This is a genomic window from Shewanella sp. MF05913, assembly GCF_059758095.1.
The window spans coordinates 176,675-200,350 of the sequence record NZ_JCAYNT010000003.1 but is presented as its reverse complement, the minus strand read 5'-3'; the positions used below and the strand labels follow the sequence as shown (position 1 = coordinate 200,350).

The 23,676-nt window shown below is 42.0% G+C and carries 21 protein-coding genes; 17 read left to right on the top strand and 4 right to left on the bottom strand.

Going from position 1 to position 23,676, the window contains the following annotated elements; all coding sequences use genetic code 11:
- Window positions 1–10 precede the first annotated feature (10 nt).
- The 9 genes from apbC to AC19MV_RS06510 are packed head-to-tail and all read left to right on the top strand — an operon-like array spanning window position 11 to window position 7,106.
- Window positions 11–1,126, top strand: coding sequence for an iron-sulfur cluster carrier protein ApbC (gene apbC / locus AC19MV_RS06550; protein ID WP_498306509.1), 1,116 nt, complete (start codon window positions 11–13; stop codon window positions 1,124–1,126).
- Window positions 1,127–1,135: 9 nt separating this feature from the next.
- The gene (gene udk / locus AC19MV_RS06545) at window positions 1,136–1,774 is read left to right on the top strand and encodes a uridine kinase (RefSeq protein WP_432400167.1); all 639 of its coding nucleotides are present in this window, start codon (window positions 1,136–1,138) and stop codon (window positions 1,772–1,774) included.
- Between the two features lie 23 nt (window positions 1,775–1,797).
- A complete protein-coding gene (gene dcd / locus AC19MV_RS06540) occupies window positions 1,798–2,382 on the top strand; it encodes a dCTP deaminase (protein ID WP_432400168.1) in 585 nt (194 codons plus the stop codon).
- A 5-nt stretch (window positions 2,383–2,387) separates the two neighbouring features.
- The gene (gene pabC, locus AC19MV_RS06535) at window positions 2,388–3,215 is read left to right on the top strand and encodes an aminodeoxychorismate lyase (RefSeq protein ID WP_498306641.1); all 828 of its coding nucleotides are present in this window, start codon (window positions 2,388–2,390) and stop codon (window positions 3,213–3,215) included.
- The gene (gene mltG, locus AC19MV_RS06530) at window positions 3,212–4,225 is read left to right on the top strand and encodes an endolytic transglycosylase MltG (protein WP_432400169.1); all 1,014 of its coding nucleotides are present in this window, start codon (window positions 3,212–3,214) and stop codon (window positions 4,223–4,225) included. Before pabC ends, mltG begins: the two co-directional genes overlap by 4 nt.
- Window positions 4,225–4,869, top strand: a complete 645-nt coding sequence (gene tmk / locus AC19MV_RS06525) for a dTMP kinase (RefSeq protein WP_498306639.1) — start codon at window positions 4,225–4,227, stop codon at window positions 4,867–4,869. The genes mltG and tmk overlap by 1 nt, the downstream gene beginning before the upstream one ends.
- Before the next feature lie 26 nt (window positions 4,870–4,895).
- Window positions 4,896–5,888: a DNA polymerase III subunit delta' gene (gene holB / locus AC19MV_RS06520; RefSeq protein WP_498306507.1), complete on the top strand. Its 993-nt coding sequence runs from the start codon at window positions 4,896–4,898 to the stop codon at window positions 5,886–5,888.
- A 47-nt stretch (window positions 5,889–5,935) separates the two neighbouring features.
- Window positions 5,936–6,262, top strand: a complete 327-nt coding sequence (locus AC19MV_RS06515; protein ID WP_432400171.1) for a PilZ domain-containing protein — start codon at window positions 5,936–5,938, stop codon at window positions 6,260–6,262.
- Between the two features lie 55 nt (window positions 6,263–6,317).
- Window positions 6,318–7,106 (top strand): TatD family hydrolase, encoded by a 789-nt coding sequence (locus tag AC19MV_RS06510; RefSeq protein ID WP_498306505.1) that lies wholly within the window; start codon window positions 6,318–6,320, stop codon window positions 7,104–7,106.
- A gap of 320 nt (window positions 7,107–7,426) precedes the next feature.
- Here AC19MV_RS06510 and rsmF read toward each other — a convergent pair whose 3' ends face one another.
- Window positions 7,427–8,881, bottom strand: a complete 1,455-nt coding sequence (gene rsmF, locus AC19MV_RS06505; RefSeq protein WP_498306503.1) for a 16S rRNA (cytosine(1407)-C(5))-methyltransferase RsmF — start codon at window positions 8,879–8,881, stop codon at window positions 7,427–7,429.
- 122 nt (window positions 8,882–9,003) lie between these two features.
- On the opposite strand from rsmF, the gene AC19MV_RS06500 reads away from it, so the two are divergent.
- The gene (locus AC19MV_RS06500; RefSeq protein WP_498306501.1) at window positions 9,004–10,230 is read left to right on the top strand and encodes a nucleoside recognition domain-containing protein; all 1,227 of its coding nucleotides are present in this window, start codon (window positions 9,004–9,006) and stop codon (window positions 10,228–10,230) included.
- A gap of 125 nt (window positions 10,231–10,355) precedes the next feature.
- On the opposite strand, the gene AC19MV_RS06495 is transcribed toward AC19MV_RS06500, so the two are convergent.
- From AC19MV_RS06495 to AC19MV_RS06485, 3 genes are read right to left on the bottom strand one after another with little or no spacing between them, the layout of a single operon-like run.
- Entirely contained in the window at window positions 10,356–12,998 is a 2,643-nt protein-coding gene (locus tag AC19MV_RS06495; protein WP_498306500.1) for an MlaD family protein, read from the bottom strand.
- Window positions 12,985–13,674 (bottom strand): paraquat-inducible protein A, encoded by a 690-nt coding sequence (locus AC19MV_RS06490; RefSeq protein ID WP_498306498.1) that lies wholly within the window; start codon window positions 13,672–13,674, stop codon window positions 12,985–12,987. Before AC19MV_RS06490 ends, AC19MV_RS06495 begins: the two co-directional genes overlap by 14 nt.
- Window positions 13,664–14,293, bottom strand: coding sequence for a paraquat-inducible protein A (locus tag AC19MV_RS06485; RefSeq protein WP_432400177.1), 630 nt, complete (start codon window positions 14,291–14,293; stop codon window positions 13,664–13,666). Before AC19MV_RS06485 ends, AC19MV_RS06490 begins: the two co-directional genes overlap by 11 nt.
- A 208-nt stretch (window positions 14,294–14,501) precedes the next feature.
- On the opposite strand from AC19MV_RS06485, the gene AC19MV_RS06480 reads away from it, so the two are divergent.
- The 7 genes from AC19MV_RS06480 (at window position 14,502) to AC19MV_RS06450 (ending at window position 23,673) form a co-directional block, all read left to right on the top strand.
- Complete coding sequence (locus AC19MV_RS06480; protein ID WP_432400178.1) at window positions 14,502–14,795, top strand: YebG family protein; 294 nt, start codon at window positions 14,502–14,504, stop codon at window positions 14,793–14,795.
- Between the two features lie 49 nt (window positions 14,796–14,844).
- A complete protein-coding gene (locus AC19MV_RS06475; protein ID WP_432400179.1) occupies window positions 14,845–15,318 on the top strand; it encodes a free L-methionine (R)-S-oxide reductase MsrC in 474 nt (157 codons plus the stop codon).
- 261 nt (window positions 15,319–15,579) lie between these two features.
- Window positions 15,580–16,200 carry an RNA chaperone ProQ gene (gene proQ, locus AC19MV_RS06470; protein ID WP_498306496.1) on the top strand — a complete coding sequence of 207 codons (621 nt, stop codon included), beginning with the start codon at window positions 15,580–15,582 and terminating at the stop codon, window positions 16,198–16,200.
- A 21-nt stretch (window positions 16,201–16,221) separates the two neighbouring features.
- On the top strand, window positions 16,222–18,273 hold the full coding sequence (gene prc / locus AC19MV_RS06465) for a carboxy terminal-processing peptidase (RefSeq protein WP_432400181.1): 2,052 nt from the start codon (window positions 16,222–16,224) through the stop codon (window positions 18,271–18,273).
- A 165-nt stretch (window positions 18,274–18,438) separates the two neighbouring features.
- Window positions 18,439–20,997, top strand: a complete 2,559-nt coding sequence (gene pepN / locus AC19MV_RS06460; RefSeq protein ID WP_498306494.1) for an aminopeptidase N — start codon at window positions 18,439–18,441, stop codon at window positions 20,995–20,997.
- A gap of 95 nt (window positions 20,998–21,092) precedes the next feature.
- Window positions 21,093–21,308 carry a DUF2835 domain-containing protein gene (locus AC19MV_RS06455; RefSeq protein WP_498306492.1) on the top strand — a complete coding sequence of 72 codons (216 nt, stop codon included), beginning with the start codon at window positions 21,093–21,095 and terminating at the stop codon, window positions 21,306–21,308.
- 316 nt (window positions 21,309–21,624) lie between these two features.
- Window positions 21,625–23,673: a DUF1302 domain-containing protein gene (locus AC19MV_RS06450; RefSeq protein ID WP_498306490.1), complete on the top strand. Its 2,049-nt coding sequence runs from the start codon at window positions 21,625–21,627 to the stop codon at window positions 23,671–23,673.
- The last annotated feature ends 3 nt before the right edge of the window (window positions 23,674–23,676 follow it).

Sequence of the window (23,676 nt, the reverse complement as noted above, 5' to 3'; positions counted from 1 at the left end):
AGCCATTGTTTTGGTTAAATCGCATACAAACTATCAATTAAGTGATGAATTATTGTCACCAGTGTTAGATATTTTAGAGGCCTTTGTTGATCCTTATTTGAAAAAAGGCTTAGTTTCGGCACAGTGCGTTACCGCACTATCAATATCAGGAAAACGTTTACAGCTCAGCTTAGTTTATCCTTATCCTTGCATGACCCAATATCGCGATACCGTGATGGCCATAACGAACCGTTTAGCGGTGTTAGATGCCATTGATGAAGTGGAATGCGAAATTGATTTCCAGCCTCGAGTTTACTCAGCTTTACCCTCTATCGCTCCTATTCCAAATGTAAAACAAGTGATTGCGATTGCATCTGGTAAAGGTGGTGTAGGTAAATCAACCACAGCAGTCAATTTAGCATTAGCGCTAAAGGCTGAAGGCGCTGAAGTGGGCATTCTTGACGCCGACATCTACGGCCCTTCAATTCCGTTAATGCTAGGCATACCAAATTTCAGACCACAGTCTCCAGACGGTAAGCACATGACCGCGGCATTAGCTCACGGCATTTCAGCACAATCGATTGGATTTATGCTCAGTGGTGATGAAGCCGCGGTATGGCGCGGCCCAATGGCTGCGGGTGCGTTAGCGCAATTGCTAAATGAAACACAATGGCCAGAACTTGATTATTTAATTATCGATATGCCACCAGGAACCGGTGACATTCAATTAACGTTATCGCAAAAAGTCCCTGTGAGTGGCGCTGTTATTGTCACGACCCCACAAGATATTGCCTTAGCAGACGCTAAAAAAGGCATTACCATGTTTGGTAAAGTCAATATTCCGGTATTGGGTATTATCGAGAACATGAGTTTTCACCTTTGCCCTGAATGTGGTCATAAAGAGCACCCATTTGGTACTCATGGTGGCAGCCAAATCGCCGAAAAATACAATGTGCCTTTACTGGGCTCATTGCCACTGCATATCAATATTCGTGAATCTATGGACAACGGCACACCCAGTGTAATCAGTGAGCCAGAAAGTGAAGTGTCAGGGATATATCGCGAAATCGCCCGCAAATTAGGGGCGGAATTAGCACTTCAACAAGTTACATCAACCGTAAAAATTAGCATATCAGACGACGAGTAAGGTTAAGAGATGAATTCTCAGCAGTGTGTCATTATTGGGATTGCCGGTGCGTCGGCGTCGGGTAAAAGTTTAATCGCCAAAACTATTTTTGAAGAGTTGTGCAGAGACTTAGGCACAAACCAAATTGGTGTGATAAACGAAGATGCCTACTATCGTGATCAAAGTCATATGACCATGGATGAACGGGTTAAAACAAACTATGACCATCCAAAAGCGTTAGACCATCAGTTATTAGCGACACATTTAACCCAACTTAAACAAGGTGAAGCCGTTAATATCCCTTGTTATAGTTACACAGAGCATACTCGCACTAGCGAAACACTCGCGATGCAGCCTAAAAAAGTGATTATTTTGGAAGGCATTTTGCTATTAACCGATCCTAAGTTACGTGAATTGATGGACGCTAGCGTGTTTATGGATACACCCCTGGACATTTGTTTCTTACGTCGGTTAACCCGTGATGTTGCTGAGCGTGGCCGAACGATGGAATCGGTGATCTCTCAATATAAGCGTACCGTACGTCCTATGTTTTTACAGTTTATTGAGCCATCAAAACAATACGCTGATATTATCGTACCTCGTGGCGGTAAAAACCGGATAGCGACTGATATTTTAAAAGCTAGAATTCAACATTTATTAGCTAAGTAACCGTACCAAGGAGAGGGTGTTGCATGCGTTTAACTGATATTGAAATTGAACAGTGTTTAGATAATGGCACCATTGTTATCGAGCCGCGCCCTAGTATTGAGGCCATCTCTGGTGTCAGTGTTGATGTGCGTTTAGGTAGCCAGTTTCGCGTATTTAAAGACCATACAGCCCCTTACATCGATTTAAGTGGCCCTAGTGCAGAAATGCAATTAGCACTTGACCGTGTGATGAGTGACAAAATTGAAATTGCTGAAAATGAAGCCTTTTTCCTCCATCCTGGTGAACTGGCTCTGGCGGTGACGTTAGAAAACGTCACACTACCGGCAGATATTGTCGGTTGGTTAGACGGTCGCTCATCTTTAGCGCGTTTAGGGTTAATGGTGCATGTAACCGCGCACCGTATTGACCCGGGTTGGCAAGGTAAAATTGTTTTAGAATGCTATAACAGTGGTAAGTTACCCTTAGCATTACGTCCTGGAATGACCATTGGCGCTCTTAATTTTGAACGCTTAAGCTCCGCAGTTGCGCGTCCTTATAACACTCGTAAGAGTGCCAAATATAAAGATCAGCAAGAAGCCGTGGCTAGCCGGATCAGCCAGGACAAATAATGGCGCTGGTTTGGGTTAACCAAGTAAAACAAGGCTCCATCAGCCCTTTTGACCGAGGACTGGCCTATGGTGATGGTGTTTTTGCGACAATGCGTACCGCTTCTGCCCATCAGGCAGCGGCGGTTTTGTTTTTGGACTCTCACCTGCAACGCTTGCAACAAAGCTGTCAGCGAATTGGGATTCAATGGCAAGCAAGTCAGCCACTTGTCGATCAACTCAGTTTATTAGCCGCCACGTATCCGGACCACTGTATCAAGCTTCTACTCACTCGCGGTGTCGGTGGGCGAGGTTATCAAGCACCTGATATGGCCAATGTCACCGAAGTGGTTTCAGTACATGCTATTCCAGAACATTATCAACACTGGCAACAACACGGTATCGCACTGGCATCATCACCTATTTCTCTTGCACGACAGCCTTTATTAGCAGGGATTAAACACCTTAATAGGCTTGAGCAAGTATTGATAAAATCACAACCCTTAATCGCTAACACCGAAGATTGGTTGGTGTGTGACACTGATGGCTGGGTGATTGAATCTTCGATGGCGAATATTTTTGCTATAAAACAAGGCAAGGCTTTTACACCTGCAATAAGCCATGCTGGTGTGAGTGGTGTCATGCGTGAACAAATGATAGACCGGCTGTTACAAGAGGGCGTTTCGGTTACCGCACAGGCGATGCAATATGACGATATTTGCAGCGCTGAGCATATTTTTATTACAAACAGTTTATTTGGTGTTGTAGATGTTAACACCATTGACCAATTTCAATTTAGCCGTTGGACGCACACATCGCGATTCAGGCACGTTCTGAGTGTAAACTTATCATCATGAAAAAAACAATAACAACTCGATTACTGGCAAGTTTAATACCGTTATTTGCCGTGCTGTGTATCAGCGGATATTGGTTTGCTACAGACTTAATTGCATTTCAAAAGCAGCCATTACCAATCACTGAATTACAACCTCTAAATGTAGCTGCTGGCACGTCTGTGATTAAACTTGCGCAACAACTTGAACAACAAGGGTTGATTGTTGACAGTTGGAAGGTGAAGTATCTGGTGAAACTTGAGCCTAAATTAGCCAGTATCAAAACAGGGTATTATCAATTAATCCCGGGGGATACGTTAGAGAGTGTGTTTAAACGATTACGTTTAGGTCAAGAGGCAGTATTTACTGTCACACTTATCGAAGGTAAATCCATTAAAGAATGGCAGCAAGCGTTAGCCAGAAGCGAGCATTTGGTGGTAGGAAGTGATGACTTTAACCAGGTGTTAATCGCCAATGGCGACACATCGGGGTTACCAGAAGGTAAGTTTTATCCTGAAACGTTTCATTATCATGCAGATGACAACGTACAAGCGGTATTACAACGTAGTTATGACATGATGCAAATGAGCCTTAAACAAGCGTGGGACGGGCGAGATGACGATCTTAAGTTAACGTCTCCCTACGAGTTGCTGATCATTGCGTCAATTATCGAAAAAGAAACCGGTAAGCCAGAAGAGCGAAATTGGGTTTCTGCGGTGTTTAATAATCGCCTAAAAAAAGGCATGCGTTTACAAACTGACCCAACAGTGATTTATGGTATGGGCGAGCGCTACAAGGGTAATATTACCCGTAAAGATTTACGAGAAGCCACTGCATTTAATACTTATAAAATCGATGGTTTACCGCCAACACCTATCGCCGCGCCAAGTCGTGCCTCATTATTTGCCGCAGCCAATCCTGCTAAAGTCGATTATTTATATTTTGTGTCGCGTAATGATGGTAGTCATGTTTTTTCAGCCACTCTTAAAGCTCATAACCGCGCAGTAAACGAATTTCAGAGAAAAAGAAAATGATGAGCCAAACAGGAAAATTTATTGTAATTGAAGGCCTTGAAGGGGCTGGGAAATCAAGCGCAATTGCATTAGTTAACGATTTAATCCAACAGTATACCGGACAAGCCCCTGTGTGTACTCGTGAGCCTGGTGGTACACCATTGGCTGAAAAAATGCGCGATCTGGTAAAAATTGCCGATGAAACCGATCCTCTGTGCGATGAGGCTGAGTGTTTACTCATTTATGCCGCTCGCGCGCAACTGATTGCTAATGTGATTAAGCCAGCTCTTGCTAAAGGGCAATGGGTGTTAGGTGACCGTCATAATTTATCATCGCTCGCTTATCAAGGTGGCGGGCGTGGGTTAATGCCGTTAGTCAAAGCGGTGAGTGATGCTTGTTTAGCTGGCTTTACCCCAAATTTTACTTTGTATTTAGATATCGACCCAAAACTGGGGTTAACTCGGGCGGCCAATCGTGGCGAGTTAGACAGAATTGAGCAACAAGCTATCGATTTTTTTGAACGAGCAAGGCAAACCTATTTGCAGCTCGCATCCCAAGACGACTCTATTGTGGTCATTGACGCAAGCCAAAGTATGGATAAAGTCCATCAAGATATTCGCAGTCAATTGCTACAGCGTTTACCTTTATTGCACAATAAAAACTAGCGGATATTGATAAGGAATATGCTGAAATGAGCGATTATCAACTGGCACAATTGCCGTGGTTAGCTGATGCCCATCAAGGTTTTGTTGATGTGCATTATCGCGGTAAAAGCAGCCATGCTCATTTACTGAATGTCGACAATGCCCTGGGCGGTATTGTGCTTGCCAATGCTTGTGCACAAACGGTGTTATGCCAACAATTATCGCCAGTAGGGGCGTGCGGTCAGTGTAAGAGTTGTTTGCTACTGCATTCGGGTACACACCCTGATTTGCACATTATAGAGCCAGACGGAAATCAAATTAAAGTTGATCAAATCCGTCAACTTTGCCAGGCCTTGACGCAAACAGCACAGCAAGGTGGGGCAAGAGTGGCTGTCATCACTCATGCTGAGCGATTAAACATTGCTGCCGCCAATGCCCTGTTAAAAACCTTAGAAGAGCCCGGTGAAGGCGTGGTGCTGATTTTACAAACTAATCGTAAATCACAGTTATTACCCACGATAACCAGCCGTTGCCAAACGTTGGCATTTATCTCACCACAAAAAGCCGATATTCAACAATGGCTGGCAGAGCAAGATTTATTACCCGCGCCAAATGCACAAGGCAAAATTCATGATGTAACCTGGTGTATTAACGTAGTGGGTGGTCCTTTATCCTTGGCCAGTAGTTTACGCAGTAAACATTATCAACAGTTGCTGGCGTATCGCCAAGATTGGGCTCAGAGTTTAAAAACGGGACATTTATGTCATAGCCTTTTGAGCTTGTCTGAACAACAAATTGTTGATGCACTTAATGTTTTGTATTTGTACTTACGCCAATATGTGTTAAAAAGTAATAGTAAGGTTCAATTACAAATGCAAGTGAGTGACTCGCAGCAATTGAACCCGTTAGTGCAAGCTAAATTATTAGAGCTTGCTGGACGTATAATGCAAATGTGCCAAAAGCTGGAAACAATGCCTAGTGTGAATACTCAGGCGTTGTGTCAACAATATGTCCTAGCTTATAAACAATTAACACATTGATTAGCTAGGTTTTATATCAACATTTTACGAAAAGAATGCATTCATATATGGTTGATCTTGTAGTTAACTACGATACATTACACAAACTTTATCGTGCTTATATGCCGTTTATTAAACCGGCAGGCTTATTCATTGCGACCACAGAAAGCCATTTTTTAGGCCAAGAGCTAACAATCTCATACCGTTTGCCAAATGCAACGCAAGCCAATGAATTTAAAGGCGCAGTGGTGTGGATTAACCCGATAGGTGCTTCAGGTGGGCGTCCTGCGGGTATTGGTGTGAAAATAAAGTCGGATGTAGAAAGTCATAAACACCATATTGAAAAACTTTTATCAAGCGAACTGTCTTCGAGTGATTTGACCTGCACCATGTAGCTAGGTATTCTTGCGCATCTGATTTAGTTACTGACATCGTTGTGAAAGAATACCCATGTTAATTGATTCCCATTGTCACCTCGACCGCTTAAAAGCGGCTCCTGATACTGAAAGCCTTCACACCATTATGGATAACGCCAAAGCTCAAGGTGTTGACTATTTATTATGTGTTAACGTTCGTCAGCAAGGCTTTGAAGCCATGCGCGATAAAGTTGCTGCATTTAATAATGTGTTTCTCTCTTCTGGTGTACACCCACTTGATGTGCAAGAAGGCTTGAATATTGAAGACATCAAACGATTTGCGACCGATCCAAGAGTCGTGGCCATTGGTGAGACCGGTTTAGATTACTTTTATTCTAATGACACTAAGACGTTGCAACAGCAATGTTTTGAGCAACAAATTGCCTTAGCCGTTGAAGTGAATAAACCATTAATTGTCCATACTCGAGATGCTCGAGAAGACACCATTAATATGCTTAAAGCTGGTCATGCTGACAAAGTTGGTGGCGTGTTACATTGCTTTACTGAAAACTGGGAAATGGCCAAAGCGGCTATCGACTTAGGCTTTTATATTTCAGTTTCAGGGATTGTAACGTTTAAAAATGCAGGGGAATTACGGAGTGTTATCCGCCAGGTGCCTAAAGACAGGTTACTGGTTGAAACAGACTCTCCTTATTTAGCTCCAGTACCACATCGTGGTCAAGAAAATCAACCAGCATACGTTCGTGATGTCGCTGAGTTTGTGGCTGAGCTTCGCGGGGAAAAATTTGACGAATTAGCACAGTACACCACAGATAACTTTTTCAATTTGTTTAAAGATGCTGCCAAATTGATTGGGCGTTAGTCATTTATGGCAGATAAAAAAAGACCCAAAACTATCCAATTGTTTTGGGCCTAGGGGAAGGGCTCAATAAAGAGCCTTGCGCTACTGTTGAGGCATTTCATTGGCTGAGTATGGTATAACCATCATGTTGTTGAACTTATAAATGGTTTGCTCTACTTAGGTACATTGAAATGCCAAATTCTCAATGGACTGTAAAGTAAATTATAGTCAGGCTTATTTATTTTGCATAACAGTAGTGAAAATATTTTCTACATCTACATCTACATCTACATCTACATCTACATCAATATCAGTACCAAGAGTCTCATAATTCAACATGCTTATAAGGTTAAATTGACTTTGTCGCGTACTAACTCTCTTGGTAAATTATTTTTTAGTCTATGGCCTAAATGTTTAACCACGCCTAACACAACGTCGCGATAACTCACCAACATTTCCCCGTGGGCAGTAATGGCTAATTGATGCTGTAATGTGTCAGCAAAAGAATCTGTTGCAATATCTCTGCCCATTAAAAAATCTTGTGCCTGAGGCGCGGATAATGCAACAGTGCGAGGCGCGTATTGCGCTGAGCTTGATAATGCAATAATGGCTTCGTGTTTGGCTTTATAGCCTTTTTTCATGACATCTGCGAGTTTAAGTCCAATACGCTGAAAGCGCATCTTGCCAATAAATGGCATAAACATGGCTGGAAATAACCAGTATTCATCGTCGCGCAGCATGATGACGTCATCTACGGGGAGTTCGATTGCAAAACTATCGCTAAAGTATTGTCTTAACTCTGCTTGTTGCTTATCGCCAGCAAGAGTGAACGGAAAGTTTTTTTGTAACTTCGGCTGTTTTTTTATGCGTTCAACCGATTTCGTTTTACGCATTTTTGCAACAAAGAAGCCTTCACTGTCGTAAATTTGCGGCCAAACATGCAAAAATCCTTCTTCAGTACAGGCTTTGTTTGCGCCATCAAACAGATTTTTCAGTGAGACAAACTCAACGGCATCAGGATAAGTCTGCTGCAAATACTGACAGATGTGTTGGTTTTCTAACTGGCTTAACGTACAAGTTGAATAGACTAGCGTGCCACCTGGTTTTAATGCCAAAAAAGCAGATTTGATCAATGCTTTTTGGGTTTCACTAATGGCTGTAACGTCTTCGATGTCCCAATGCTTTAATGCCAGTGGATCTTTACGAACCGTACCTTCACCACCGCAAGGTGCATCTAATAAAATAGCGTCAAACGATTCAAATAAATATTCGCCAAATACGCGGCCGTCAAAATGAGTCAGAGCAGTATGGCTCGCGCCCATCCGCAGTACATTGGCATGGAGCACTTTTACGCGGCTTGCAGAATATTCATTAGCTACTAGCAAGCCATTATTTTGCATTAAGGCTGCTATTTGCGTGGTTTTAGACCCTGGTGCTGAAGCGACATCTAAGACTAATTCTGCAGAGGTATTGTCAGCAAATAAGGCTGTAGGCGGTAACATCGAACTGGCTTCTTGAATATAAAACAAGCCTTGGATATGTTCGATGGCGTTACCCAGCTGCACATCATCTTTACCTTCAATCCAAAAACCGTCATCACACCATGGAATTGGCTGTAATTGCCAACCCGCCTGAGTCATTATCTCAACAAATGCTGGGGTCGTTATTTTTAACGTATTAACCCTGATTGATTTGCGCAGTGGAATATCGCAAATGGCGATAAAATCATCCATAGACAGATGAGCGGGCAATTCTTTTTCGATGTGACTGATAAAGTTTGGGTTTAGTTGGACCATATTAGCTACGTTACATTATTTATTGCGGAATTAGCCTGATCATACCACGGAATTGTTGCCCCCGTTTCGCAATGATTACTGTATATTAAACAAAAACTCACCACTGAGTCATGGAGTTATGTGTGCTAAATAGGGTTTGGCTTTTATTTTTTATTGTCGCAGCACTTTCAATTGTTATTCAATTGATTGGTGGCAACACTGAGGTGTTAAGTGAGTCGGTTACGGCATTATTTGCCAGCGCTAAGCTTGCTGCCGATATTTCACTCGGGTTAATTGGGGTATTGGCTTTATGGATGGGCTTAATGCAGGTTGGCGAAAAGGCCGGAGTCGTCGGGCTATTTGCACGTGTATTTGAGCCATTGCTGTCTAAACTCATGCCAGAAGTGCCTCGTGGCCACGTGGCGTATGGCAGTATTAGCATGAATTTAACTGCGAATATTTTAGGATTAGACAACGCAGCAACGCCTTTAGGCTTAAAAGCGATGCACGATTTACAGAGTTTAAATCCGGTTAAAACGGTCGCGACAAATGCGCAGATTTTGTTTTTGGTGTTAAATACGTCTTCGGTGACATTGGTACCTGTTACCGTTTTTTTATATCGTGCCCAGCAAGGGGCGGCCAACCCTGCAGATGTGTTTTTACCAATCCTATTGGCAACTAGTGCATCAACAATAGTGGGATTATTAGTGGTTGCCATTGTGCAAAAAATCTCACTGTTTAACAGTGTTATTTTAGCGTATGCAGGGCTTATTATCGGCTCATTAATGGCTGGTATCGCTTATTTAGTGACCTTGTCAGCAGATGCCATCGGTCAAATGTCGATGGTGCTTGGCAATGGTATTTTGCTCATCTTGATATTCAGTTTTATCCTTGCGGCGGGTTATCGAAAAATTGCCGTTTATGATGAGTTTGTCGAGGGAGCAAAACAAGGCTTTAATCAGGCGATAACCTTAATTCCATACCTTATTGCAATGTTACTGGCCATTGGCGTATTGAGGGCTTCTGGCGCATTAGATTATGCGCTACAGATGTTAGCATCCGTGGTGAGTGGTTTAGGCTGGGATACACGCTTTATTGATGCTATGCCCACCGCGTTTATGAAACCTTTTAGTGGTTCTGGTGCGCGGGCTATGATGTTAGAAACCATGGACCATCATGGCGTTGATTCTTTTGCGGGGCGTTTAGCGGCCATTTTACAAGGAAGCACGGAAACCACATTTTATGTGTTAGCGGTATACTTTGGTTCTGTCGGTATTCGTAATGGACGTCATGCGCTCAGTTGTGGCCTTGCTGCGGATATGGCCGGTATTAGTGCGGCAATCGGTGTGTGTTATTGGTTTTATGGTTAATTAACGCGATAGTAAGTAATTTACAAATTGCTAATAAGTAATAATGATTAAATTACTAATAACGATTAAATAAAAAGGCCGATAGTGATATCGGCCTTTTTATCGAAGACATTATTTACGGTTCATCACTTGGTTTGTGTTGGTTGCCACTCGGCCCATTCTTCGAGCATGTTATGTTGCAAGAGGATACGGTCATTGACAGACAAGGTGTTTGAATCAGTAGTAACATCTCGTGTCGCAATGGCTATCCCGCCAGCTAGAATCGTTTCAAGTGATTGAGTTTCTAGTTGTGCACCAGAAAATAAGCCAACATCTAATTTGATCCCAGAGGCATCCCAAAACTGACTGCTTTTATTGACCAGATGAGCGTATTGGGCGTTCACATGTGCAAATAACGTAATATCAACACCGCTATCCGCTAATTGATATCCATCAATCTGACCGACATTAATGCCACGGAAAAACAGGGGGGTACCCACTTTAATTGAACCTAATTGCGTATCGACTAGCTGAAATCTCACAGCATCAGTTGGTACGTTTGCATCTAAGCGAGCATGGTTTTTAGCCGTGAATACATCAGTGGTTAACGTTTCTTTTCCTGGGATTACCCCGATATAAGGACCAGTGAGTAGGGTTTCAGGTGCGTTGATACCCGCAAGTGATATTTGCGGCTCTACAATAAAAAACTCACTGTCTACGCGACTAAAGTGAGCCGCATAATCACCATAAAGATAAGCTTTGGCATTAAGTATTGTTAAGCTTGGGTCAAGTTTAACGTGTGATATTTCACCTATTTGATGGCCTTGGTATCGTATCGCCGCTTTGGGTGTCACTTTCGCGCTGACAGGTAAGGTGAGGTCAATCACTTTGGCCTGCATTAACGCCAAAGACTGGTTATCGTATAAACGTAGATTCGCCTGGCTTTCGCTTGCAGTATTACCATCTAAATGCCCAAGGGTTATACCGCCATTAATAGCGCCTTTAAGTGGCGCTACATCTATATTCACACCAGCAAGACTTGCATTAATGGATACGGCATTGTTGCGCCAAAACACCGTATTGGCTTTGATTAGCGGTGCAAACTTTTTGTCGATGTTAATATCGATACTGAATTTATCTGTTTTAGCCTGCCAATTGATTTTAGCAACGGCCCCAATTTGCATCTTTTTGTAATAAATAGGCGAGCCTTCCACTAAATCAGCACCATCAATACTGTTTAAAGTTAACTGGGTCATTTGTTGTTGCGCGTATAAAGATTGCGCGGTTGCTAAAGACTCATGTAACGCTAAGGTGCTGTTTGCTTCAACCAAAGCCTTACTTTTAGCAGGAACAAGGCTAATAGCGCCTTCTAACATAGTGGTTAAGTCTCGCGTTGTTACATTAACTCCATCAAGGGAGGCATTGATGGCCAATGCACTTTCTGGCACAAAAAAGCTGCCTTGAGTGACGAGATTCTTAAATTCAGGCAGAATCTCGATTTGATATTCAACGCTTGTAAAGTCATCACTTAAGTTAACGCTAACCACTTGGCCAATGGGCAATTGCTTATAACGTATTTGCGCGCCATTGCTCACCCCTGTGTGAGTGGAAGCCACGACAGTTAAAGCCAGTTTATCAGCACTGAGTAGGTCAGGGGCTTGTGAGGCAAGGGTGAATTGCATTGTTTCTGTTTGCGGTTGAGTACCCGGTAATACACTAATGACACTCCCCGTGATTAATCGGCCAACATTTTTCATGCCTTTAAGCGACAGCTCAGCTCCGCTTAACCAAAAACGGCTATCAGGGGTAATGAGTTCTTTATAGTGATGATCAACACGAACGGATAATTCTACTCCGTTTTTTGTCAGTTGTTTTTTGTCAACATTACCGACAGTGATGCCCCGGTATACGATGGCCGTCCCTTCGCTAATATCTTCAGCATCAGCAGTCAATAGTGTGAACATAACACCACCTATAGCGGTTTGTTCATCTTGAAATAATGGGTAAGTATCGCCGTTCTTCGCCTTAATTGTTTCTGAGCCACTGTCGAAACTGATACCACCGGCTAAAATGGAAGCAATACTCTCAGTGTTAACTTTAATGCCTGCCAGTGATGCATCAATCTTTAATCCAGACACATTCCAAAAGCGGGAGTCTTTGTGTACTAAGTGAGTATATTGCTCTTGTACAAATGCACTAATGATAATTTGTTTATTACCATCAAGGCGGTAACTGACCACACTACCCACAGGCACTTGGCGGAAGAACACCGGTGAACCCACATCAATAGAGCCTAGTTTTGGGGCTTTTAGCTCGATCATAATACCTTCGCTACCCGGTAAAATTGCCGGCGCTTCGCGCTGAGCTTCAAACTCTGTAGCCGAGCGGCCATCACCAGGTTGAATAGCAATATAATTACCTGAAAATAAGGTATCTAAGCCTTCAACACCGGTAATGCTTGCTTTAGGTTTTACAAGCCAAAACAAAGTATTTTGATTTAAAAATGGATCAGCACGGTAGTCCATCACAACTTTAACGTTAACGCCTTTCAAATCGTCATCGATACCGATATCAGACACTTTACCCACAGTTAACCCTTGGTATTTCACTAAGGTTTTACCAATGTCGATGCCTGCTGCACTCGGGAAATGGATTACAATTTCAATGCCAGACTCTTTGATGCTTTTAACGCCAAGCCAGGCGCCTAAAATTAACGCGACTACGGGCAATAACCAGATTGGCGAGAATAATTTTTTCTTCACAACTTTAGGTGATTCAATTTGTGTCATGTTTTTTTTCCAAGCGGTCCCAGAGTAAACGAGTATCAAGCACTTTAGCGGCCAGTTGTGTTAGTAAAATAACTAACGCAAAAGCCGTCGCTGCAGGCGCAGGTTTAGCATCAAGTAATTGCCCCATATTAACGAGTGCAACGGTTAATGAAATAACAAATAAGTCGAGCATCGACCAACGGCCAATCCATTCAATAATATGAAAACCTACCATTAATTTTCTTTTTGAAATAGGTAAGTTAAAGCTAATAGCGGCTAAGTATGTCGCCAGGCCAAATATTTTTAACCAGGGCACTAAAATACTGGCCGTAAACACAATAATAGCAATCGGAAACATGCCTGTTTGGACGAGATGGCTTATGCCGCTAAAGATGGTGTCATTGGTCACAACTCCACGATTTGTTAACAGTGTAATAGGGTAGATATTGGCTAGCACCAATAAAATAGTGGCGGTAACAAGCAACGCCCAACTTTGTTGTACGCTGGCGTAATTACGTGTCGATAACGGGCTAAAACAGCGACGGCAATGGCTGTTGCTCGTGACATTGAGCTTTTTACACACGGAGCATAAACATAACCCTAACTGATTACCTTGTAGATGTTTAGGTGCAGTTACACCCTGCTGTGTAACGACCTCAACGGGCTGCTCAGATGTTGATGATTGATCAATGTTCATCGACATAACTCCACATGTGTTCAAGATTATATTCTCGTTGTAAAAATAAAATAATGACAAATAACATGGTAAAGCTAAACGTGCCCATACCAAAATACACATCTGAAAAATCGGATAATTGAAATGCTGACACTAAAAAACTGATGACATAAATTTCAAGCATGGTCATTTGTGCAATTAACCCCTGATTTTTGAGTAATGTAGTATAAATGCGTTGCCAAAAAGATCGCTGTAGTTTTAACTTTACGATAATAACTTGCGTTAAAATTGATAAAATTAACACTGCAGGCGCAATCACAGCAGCGACTAATACGGCTAATCCCACCACCCAATATCCTTGTGTCCATACGGCAATGGCGGCTTCTATTACTGTGGTGGTGCGGATACTGCCTAAAAAGTGAATTTCCAATACTGGTAATAAATTCGCGGGGATAAAGATAAACAATGCAGCAAGGCATAAAGCTAGCATGCCATTAATAGAGCAATAAGGTGAGTCATATAGTACCGTATCGCAACGCGGGCAAATAGCCCTTGCACTCGAGGGCAATGCACGCTTTGTGACTGCCAGATCACAAGACCGGCATAAGATGATGGAATCGTGGTCATCTAGTTCATGCATCAAAAGTTTTTAATCCATAGTCATACACGGTGTTGTAAATGAGGCAAACACTTGCTAAGTCATCTTTTGACTCAAATGACGGCTGATAAAATACAGCACACAATCTATCTGCATTGCCTGATAATATCAGAATAATCAGAACACTTGCATCATAAGTTAATAGTATGAGATTCTATGTACTGTATATAAAAACAGTGAGGATAATATCATGGCAGTGATTACCCAATTTGTCGTGGTCAGAGAAGGGGTGGAAAAGATGACATTCACATCGAAAAAGGAGGCTGACGCCTACGATAAGATGCTTGATATTGCCGATAACCTACTTCCTTTTTTGACTCAAGCAGATTTAGGGCTTGATGAAAATAAGTGCGAACAACTCGCATTTTATCTAGCAAACAATAAAGATGAGCTTTCTAACTTGCTAAAAGGCACAGTACAGGTTAAAACCCCTCCTGCAGCAAAAGTAAAAAAAGCGTCTGCAAAAAATACATCAGCGGAATAACGACGTTAATGCCCATAGTGAGCATGAGCGCCAGAGTTAAGGAACAAGAATGAAAACCGAATTTTACCAAACATTAAACCGCCAAGCCCAAGCATTGTTAGAAGGCGAAGACGATTTAATTGCGGGCATGGCTAACTTTTCAGCATTACTTAATGATAATTTAACAGACCTTAATTGGGCGGGATTTTACATTAAGCGTGCAGACCAATTAGTATTAGGCCCGTTTCAAGGTAAAGTGGCTTGTACTCGAATTGCGATGGGTAAGGGCGTATGCGGAACCGCAGCGGCTTTAAATGAAACCCAGCGTGTTGCAGATGTGCATCAATTTGATGGTCATATTGCGTGCGATTCGGCGAGTAATTCAGAAATTGTCATCCCGGTTCGCCGCGGCGAAGAGGTTGTGGCCGTTCTAGACATCGACAGCCCATTATTGAATCGTTTCGATGAAGATGATCAAATTGGCCTAGAAATGATGGTAAAAAGTTTCGAATCTTGCCTATTTGCTCAAATAGCGAACAAATAAGACTAAATCATGGTCGCATTCGCTGCGGCGGGCTTTATAATACGCAGCTGCACGCATTTGTACTGGATTTCATTGTTAGCGATGATTTAAGCTGATAGTCAATTCGGTTAAATTGTTAAGGTTTGTTTCAATGACTTTAGCAAACAGGCGGATAGTGATAATTTGTACGTTGAGCTTTAACGATGAAGCTTGGCGAAAGATGAACGACTGCATGGCAATTAATGCCGCTGAACCAGTCCCTTTATTAACGTGGAAGTAAAAATGGAATCAACAGACAAGTTGACCGACACCAACGCAATTTTAGCGTATTTATATGAAACCTTTCCTTTATGCTTTATTGCTGAAGGTGAAACTAAGCCATTAAAGATTGGTTTGTTTCAAGATTTGGCTGAACGGTTAGCTGATGATTCTAAAGTCAGTAAAACACAATTACGTGTTGCTCTTCGTCGTTACACAAGTAGCTGGCGCTACCTCAAAGGTGTTAAAGCCGGTGCAAAGCGTATCGATTTAGATGGCAGTGAATGTGGTGAGTTAGAGCAAGAACATATTGACCATGCTCAGGCGACGCTAAAAGAAAGCCAAGAAAAGGCTAAAGCTAAGCGTCAGGCTCAAGCACCTAAAAATGCCCCAAAGAAGCCAGTGAAGAAAGCCGCACCTAAACGTGCTCCAGTGAAAAAAGAACGTCCAGCACCTGTCGCTGCGCCTGTTGTTAAACTTGAGCCTGCAAAGCTTGAAGAGTTAAAACAAAAGCAACGAGTGAATGTTAAGTTAGGCGCGACACCGGTTCCTGGTGTAGTAACTGATATTAACAAAGAAGATGTGCATGTTCAGTTAGACACTGGCTTGACCATCAAAGTACGTGTAGAGCACATACTATTATAGAAATTTAAGGAGTACTTGTTGATGCGAAAACTTACCTTGGCCGTGTCGATTGCCAGCTTATTTGTCGGCTTTTCGGCGTGGGCAATATCACCAACGATTCAAATCAGCGAGTTACCCAAGCTAGCACAAGAGCCACAACACAAAGTGGCTAGCAAGCGAGTAACGACTTTATTTACTCGCTCGCACTACCATCGTTTTAATCTTGACGATGCTTTTTCTGAACAAATTTACGGCCGTTTTCTCGAGCAACTTGACTATCGTCGTAATGTGCTCACAGCAGAAGATATCGCTAGTTTTGACCAATACAAAAATCAATTTGATAATATGGTGGCTTCGGGCGATATAAGCCCTGCATTCACCATGTATGATTTGGTGCAAAAACGTCGTTATGAACGTTTCGCTTATGCATTAACACTTTTAGATAAAGAGTTTGATTTTACCAAAGCAGGCGATGCCTATGAGTTTGATCGCGAAGAAGCGGCTTGGCCAAAAGATGACGCTGAAGTTAATGAATTATGGCGTCAACGCGTTAAGTACGATGCGTTAAATCTAAAGTTAACCGGTAAAACATGGCCTGAAATTGTTGAGGTGTTAGAAAAACGCTACAACAATGCGATTAAACGCTTAAGCCAAACACAAAGCGAAGACGTGTTTCAAAGTGTGATGAATGCGTTTGCTCGCAGTGTTGAACCCCACACCAGCTATTTATCGCCTCGCAATGCTGAACGTTTCCAAATGGAAATGAACTTAAGCCTTGAAGGTATCGGTGCGGTGCTGCAAATGGATGACGACTACACCGTCATCAAAAGTCTTGTCGCTGGCGGCCCCGCAGCAAACAGTGAAAAATTATCTCCTGAAGATAAAATTGTCGGTGTCGGTCAAAAAGATAAAGATATTGTTGATGTTATTGGCTGGCGTTTAGATGATGTAGTCGACTTGATTAAAGGCCCAAAGGGCAGTGAAGTTGTATTACAGATTTTACCTAAAAAGGGTGGCGCAAATGCTAAACCTTTTGAAGTCACCATTACACGCGACAAAATACGTTTAGAAGATCGAGCGGCAACCTCTAAAGTGGTTGAACCAAAAGACGGCCAATATGCCAATCGCAAGGTCGGTGTGATTCAAATTCCTGGTTTTTACATGAATTTATCGCAAGATGTTGCCAAAGAAATTACCAAACTTGAACAAGACAACGTTGAAGGCATCATTATTGACCTTCGTGGTAATGGCGGTGGAGCCCTCACTGAAGCCACGTTATTAACCGGTTTATTCATTGATATGGGGCCGGTTGTTCAGATCCGTGATGCTAATGGCGGTGTCAATCAAAACCGAGATAACGATGGTAAGAGTGCATATAACGGCCCGTTGACTGTGATGGTTGATCGTTACAGTGCTTCAGCCTCTGAAATTTTTGCTGCGGCGTTACAAGATTACGACAGAGCCCTTATTGTAGGCGAGTCGACGTTTGGTAAAGGCACAGTCCAGCAGCACAAAAGCCTAGGCAGAATTTATGATATGTACGAAAAGCCAATCGGCCATGTACAGTATACCATTGCTAAATTTTACCGTATTAATGGCGGCAGTACTCAGTTAAAAGGTGTAACGCCAGACGTTCGTTTCCCTAGTGCTCTAGAGCCAGGTGAATATGGTGAGTCTGAAGAGAAAAATGCATTGCCATGGGACAAAGTGCCCGTAGCGCAATACAGCACACTAGGTAATATTACGCCAAACTTAATCAGTAACTTAGATGTGAAACATAAAGCACGTATTAGTACAGATACTGAGTTTAGTTATATCTATGAAGATATTAACGAGTTTAAAAAGCATCATGATGATAAAACGATTTCACTGGTTGAGAGTGAGCGTATTGCTTCACGTGAGTCTGATGATAAACGCGCTTTAGACCGTGAGAATGCTCGTCGTACTCATCAAGGTTTGCCAGTGGTTAAATCGCTGGATGACATTGAAACAACGGATGACAGTAAGTTACCTGATGCATTTTTAGATGAAACGGCATATATCACATTAGATATGGCTGATGCAGAAAAACTGGCTAACGCTAGTACCAAATAAGTCACAACGTAATAACAAAAACGCGCTTAGGCGCGTTTTTTCTTAATAAAATTAATATCGATATGTTTTACCGAATTTAACGAACGGTGTAACTGCCTGGTTATATTTGTTTAACGGTACGATAAACACTGCGACATCAATGAGTTTGTTCGAAAAGGATCCTGTATGAGCCAAGCACAAGAAAAACACCTAAAAAATTATGCCAAGCCAGTATTCACCATTACCCATGTTGATCTTAATGTCATTTTAGATGGCAAAAACACCAAAGTGACAGCGACAAGTAAAGTGATCCGTAATGGTGATCACCAACACGAGTTGGTATTAGAAGGTGAGCAAATATCATTAAGCTCGGTTAAATTGAACGGTGTGGCTGCAAATTATCGCCAGCATGATAACCAGTTATTTATTACCACAGATCAAGCTGAGTTTGAGCTAGAAGTGATTACCTTGTTAGATCCTGAAGCAAACTCAAGCCTTGAAGGTTTGTACATGTCTGATGGCGCTTATTGCACTCAATGTGAAGCTGAAGGCTTCCGCCGCATTACCTACTTTTTAGATCGTCCTGACGTGCTAGCCATTTATACCGTTCGTATTGAGGCCGATAAATCAGCGTTTCCTTTTTTATTAAGTAACGGTAATTTGGTCGACAAAGGCGAAATGCCGCGCTCAGGACGTCACTTTGTTAAATGGCATGATCCATTTCCGAAACCGAGTTACTTGTTTGCCCTTGTCGCGGGCGATTTTGATGTATTAAATGACAGTTTTACCACGCAATCAGGCCGAGAAGTAAAATTACAAGTCTTTGTTGATAAAGGCAACTTACACAAAGCAGATCATGCGATGGCATCATTGAAAAAGTCGATGAAGTGGGATGAAACTCGCTTTGGCCTAGAATACGATTTAGACATTTACATGATTGTCGCTGTTGATTTTTTCAATATGGGCGCGATGGAAAATAAAGGCCTAAATGTCTTCAATACTAAATATGTATTAGCAGATAAAGCCAGTGCCACGGATGATGACTATCACGGTATTGAGTCGGTTGTGGGTCATGAATATTTTCACAATTGGACGGGTAACCGTGTCACTTGCCGCGATTGGTTTCAATTAAGCTTAAAAGAAGGTTTAACGGTATTTCGTGACCAAGAATTCAGTTCAGATGTTGGTTCACGCGCAGTGAACCGTATTCAAGCGATTCGTGTCATGAAAAACCAACAGTTTGCTGAAGATGCAGGACCAATGTCGCACCCCATTCGTCCAGAAAGTGTCATCGAAATGAACAACTTTTATACTGTAACGGTATATGATAAAGGTGCTGAAGTGATCCGTATGATGCACACCATTCTAGGCGAAGAGGGCTTTCAAGCTGGAATGAAGTGTTATTTTGAGCGCCATGATGGTCAAGCTGTCACTTGCGATGATTTTGTCAATGCTATGCAAGATGCCAGCGGTAAAGACTTAACCCTATTTAGACGTTGGTATAGTCAAGCGGGTACACCTGTGGTGACGGTTACCGATAAGTTTGACGCTGATAAAGGTGAATATCATTTAACGGTTGCTCAAAAGGTTGTCTCTAAAGGGGTAAAAGGTCAAACGTTACACATCCCATTTAGTATTGAGTTGTTAGACAGTGCAGGGAACTCGTTAGTTAATAAAGTATTGGATGTCACTAAATCCATTCAAACATTTGTGTTCGATGAAATAAGTTCTGCACCAACGCCTTCTTTGTTACAAGATTTCTCTGCCCCTGTTAAATTAGTTTATGACTTTACCATTGAAAAGCTAGTGCATTTAATGCGCTATGCAACAAGTGAAGTTGCGCGTTGGGAAGCATCGGTGCAATTAGTCAGTCAAACGATTTGGGCCAACATTGCCCAGTTGCAACAGCAGCAAGTGATGACCGTCGACAGTCGAGTTATCGAAGCATTTAGGGGTATTATTTTAGATGTTAATATTGATCAAGCGCTTGTAGCTGAAATCTTATCTATCCCATCTGCTTCAGCGCTAATAGAGCAAGTTGATACTGTCGATTTAGACGCCCTTGCAAAAGCCAGAGAATTTGTCGTCGAAGAGTTAGCCACCGCATGTGAAGATGAATTATTAGTACGCTATCGCGAGCTGGCTAATATCGATGATGCAGGTGCTCGTGCATTTAAGAATATAGCGCTAAGTTTACTGTGTCAGGTATCTGATGTGCATGAGAGCTTGGTCGAAAAACAATATTATGCAGCGCAAAATATGACTGATTGCCTTGGTGCATTAAAGGCTGCGGCCACCGCGCAACTAGCTTGTTTGCCTGCTTTGTTAAGTGACTTTGAATCGAAATGGCACTCTACGCCATTAGTCATGGATAAATGGCTCACCTTACAAGCGCTTATCAATAGTGATGATGTGATTGAGCACATTAAACAGCTAACTAAACACAATAGCTTTAGTTTCTCTAATCCCAATAGAGTGCGTTCATTAATCGGTGCGTTTGCTGCAGCGAATACGTATCAATTCCATCGTGCAGATGGCGAAGGTTACCGCTATTTAACTAAAATCTTAGTTAAATTGAATAAAAGTAACCCACAAGTTGCCTCTCGAATGATTACTCCGCTAATCCAATTTGCTAAATTTGACATTAAAAGGCAGGAGTTAATGAAGCAGTGTTTGCAAGAGCTCAAAAGTCTGCCCGATTTATCGAAAGATTTATACGAAAAAGTCACTAAATCGTTGGCTTAATAGTTGTCGTTTTACAGTCATCTTATTAAGATTAACGGATGACAGATTAGACAATAAGAAAGGAGAGCTTGCTCTCCTTTTTTGTGGAGAAAACAATGGAATTATACTTTTCTTTGAATGTAAGTTACGACGCTTTTTTACCGTACTACCAAGGGCTTGCTGAAAAAGTAGAAGTGCGTGATCAGCATGGAAGAGTGTTGCACATCAATGGTAAGTATTTTAGAACATTTCTAACCCCTCAAGGGATACAAGGTAAGTTCAAATTATTGTTAAATAATGATGGGAGCTTTAAATCACTGAATAAAGTTTAGAGCATATACTCCAAACGTTTGATTGATTCATGTTATGGTAAAGTGAATAAGATGATTATTTATAAGTGTATGAAAATAAACTTTTTTCATTAGTGGTTCATTCTTTGTAAACATTTCTATTATCTCAATTCAAATATAAGCGTGTTTTTTTCGATGCTATTGAACCGGACATCGTTCATTTTCTTAAACATTTTCTTTTTTTTGACCTTGCTCAATATAGTTAAATGCTGTAACAATGGTGTTGCCTGTGGGCTAACAAGATGTTGGTTTTAATTCCTATAACAACTAATCCAACAGGTTACGGAGATGAACTAAAATGAATATTGTTAAAAAAAGATTTAACAAGTCGGCTCTCGCTTTGGGGGTGGTGTCGGCATTATGTTTGGGTATGAGCACTTCAGCCTCAGCAGTTTCGTTTGATTGGGGTGATGTTCAAGGAACATTTGACTCAACATGGACAGCAGGTGCAAGTTGGCGCGTATCTGACCGCGATTGGAGTGGTCAAATTGGCAAGGTAAACCAACCCCAATTTGATTGGTCTGGCTATTCTGCTTTTGGTGGTGCGTTTGGTTCAACCAAATACACATCGGCTCAAATTTGGGACCAGTCTGGTTCATACTCGAGCAACAACGATTTAAGTAACTTATTGTATGCCAAAGGTGATACTACCTCTGAGATTGTAAAAGGTCTGCATGAGTTATCACTGAAATACGAAAATTACGGTGTATTCCTTCGTGGAATGTATTTTTATGACCGTAAATTAAATGACGGCACTTACGATTTTAATGACCCGTTAACAGGCCAAAAGTTTGACCCATGTGAAGATAGCGAAGCATCAGAAGTGCAATGTAAAGACATTCGCTTATTAGATGCGTTTGTTTATGGTAACTGGGATTTAAATGACGGTGCTAATCCATTAAGTGTTCGCGTCGGTAGCCAGGTAGTGTCATGGGGTGAAAGTGCGCTGATTTCTCATGGTATTGCTGAAATCAACGCAGTTGATTTAAACATCCTTAATGCGCCAGGTTCAGAGCTTAAAGAAGCATTTCGTCCTCAAGGGATGGTATGGGCTTCTTTAGGGTTAACTGAAAACCTCAACGTTGAAGCTTTCTATCAATATGAGTGGCAGGGTATTTGGGTTCCTACACCAGGCTCCAACTTTGCAACCAATGACTTTGCCGGTTTTGGTGGCTACAGTCAAAATGCACAGTTAGGGTTTAACTCTAACCCTGATATTAATCAAGACTTCTTAATATCAGAATATTCTCGTTTATACGAAGCGGCAGCTGCGACAGGGTTTAACCCTGCATATGCGGCTTATATGACGGCATATTCAACTAAAGTTGCGTTGGTACAAGATGCTGCAGATCCAAGTGATGATGGCCAATATGGTATTAAATTAGGTTATTACTCTCCAGAATTAGGCGAAACTGAGTTCGGTTTGTACTACATGAACTACCATAGCCGTCGTCCAATCATCAGTGGTACAGCCTCTAACTTTACTGCTGAAGCAATTGGTCGTGATTACGGTCGTTTAGCCGCGAGTGGTGGAAACATCGACCGCGATTTACTGCTGAGTATGGAAACGTTCACTAAATCACAAATTGTTTATCCTGAAGACATTCAATTATATGGTTTCAGCTTCAACACCTTGGTCGGTGATACATCTGTTGCGGGTGAAATTGCGCATCGTGTAGACGAACCATTACAAATCGATGATGTCGAATTACTGTTTGCTGCAATGCCTCAACAGCTAGCAAATGCGGGTTTACGTCCAGATTTAGACGGCATTTCTCAAATGGATGTTTATCCACCAGGAGAAACTGTTGATGGGTATATCACTCGTGATACCACTCAGGCACAAATGACGTTCACTCATTTATTTGGCCCAACATTAGGTTTAGATAACTTAACCATGCTTGCAGAAGTGGGCGGTGTTTGGATCCATGATATGCCAGGGTTTGATGAGTTGCGTTTAAGCGGCCCAGGTACGGCACGTTCTGGTGGTAATCCAGATATGCCTGGCATTATTGAAGCGTTACACAATGGCCCAGAAACGAATCCATTCCCAACAGATTTTGCTTGGGGTTACCGTCTAGTGGCTAAAGCTGACTTTAACAACGTGTTTGCTGGGGTAAACATGTATCCACGCATCATTTTCTCTCATGATGTTAAGGGTATCACGCCTGATCCTATGTTCTTATTTACAGAGGACAGAAAGTCAGTAGCGATAGGTCTAAACTTTGATTATCAAAGTCGTTGGGGCGCGGACATTTCTTACAACAACTTCTTTGGTGGTGTAGGAACAACAAATGCGATGACTGACAGAGATTACATCTCTTTAAACGTCAAGTATTCGATTTAAAAG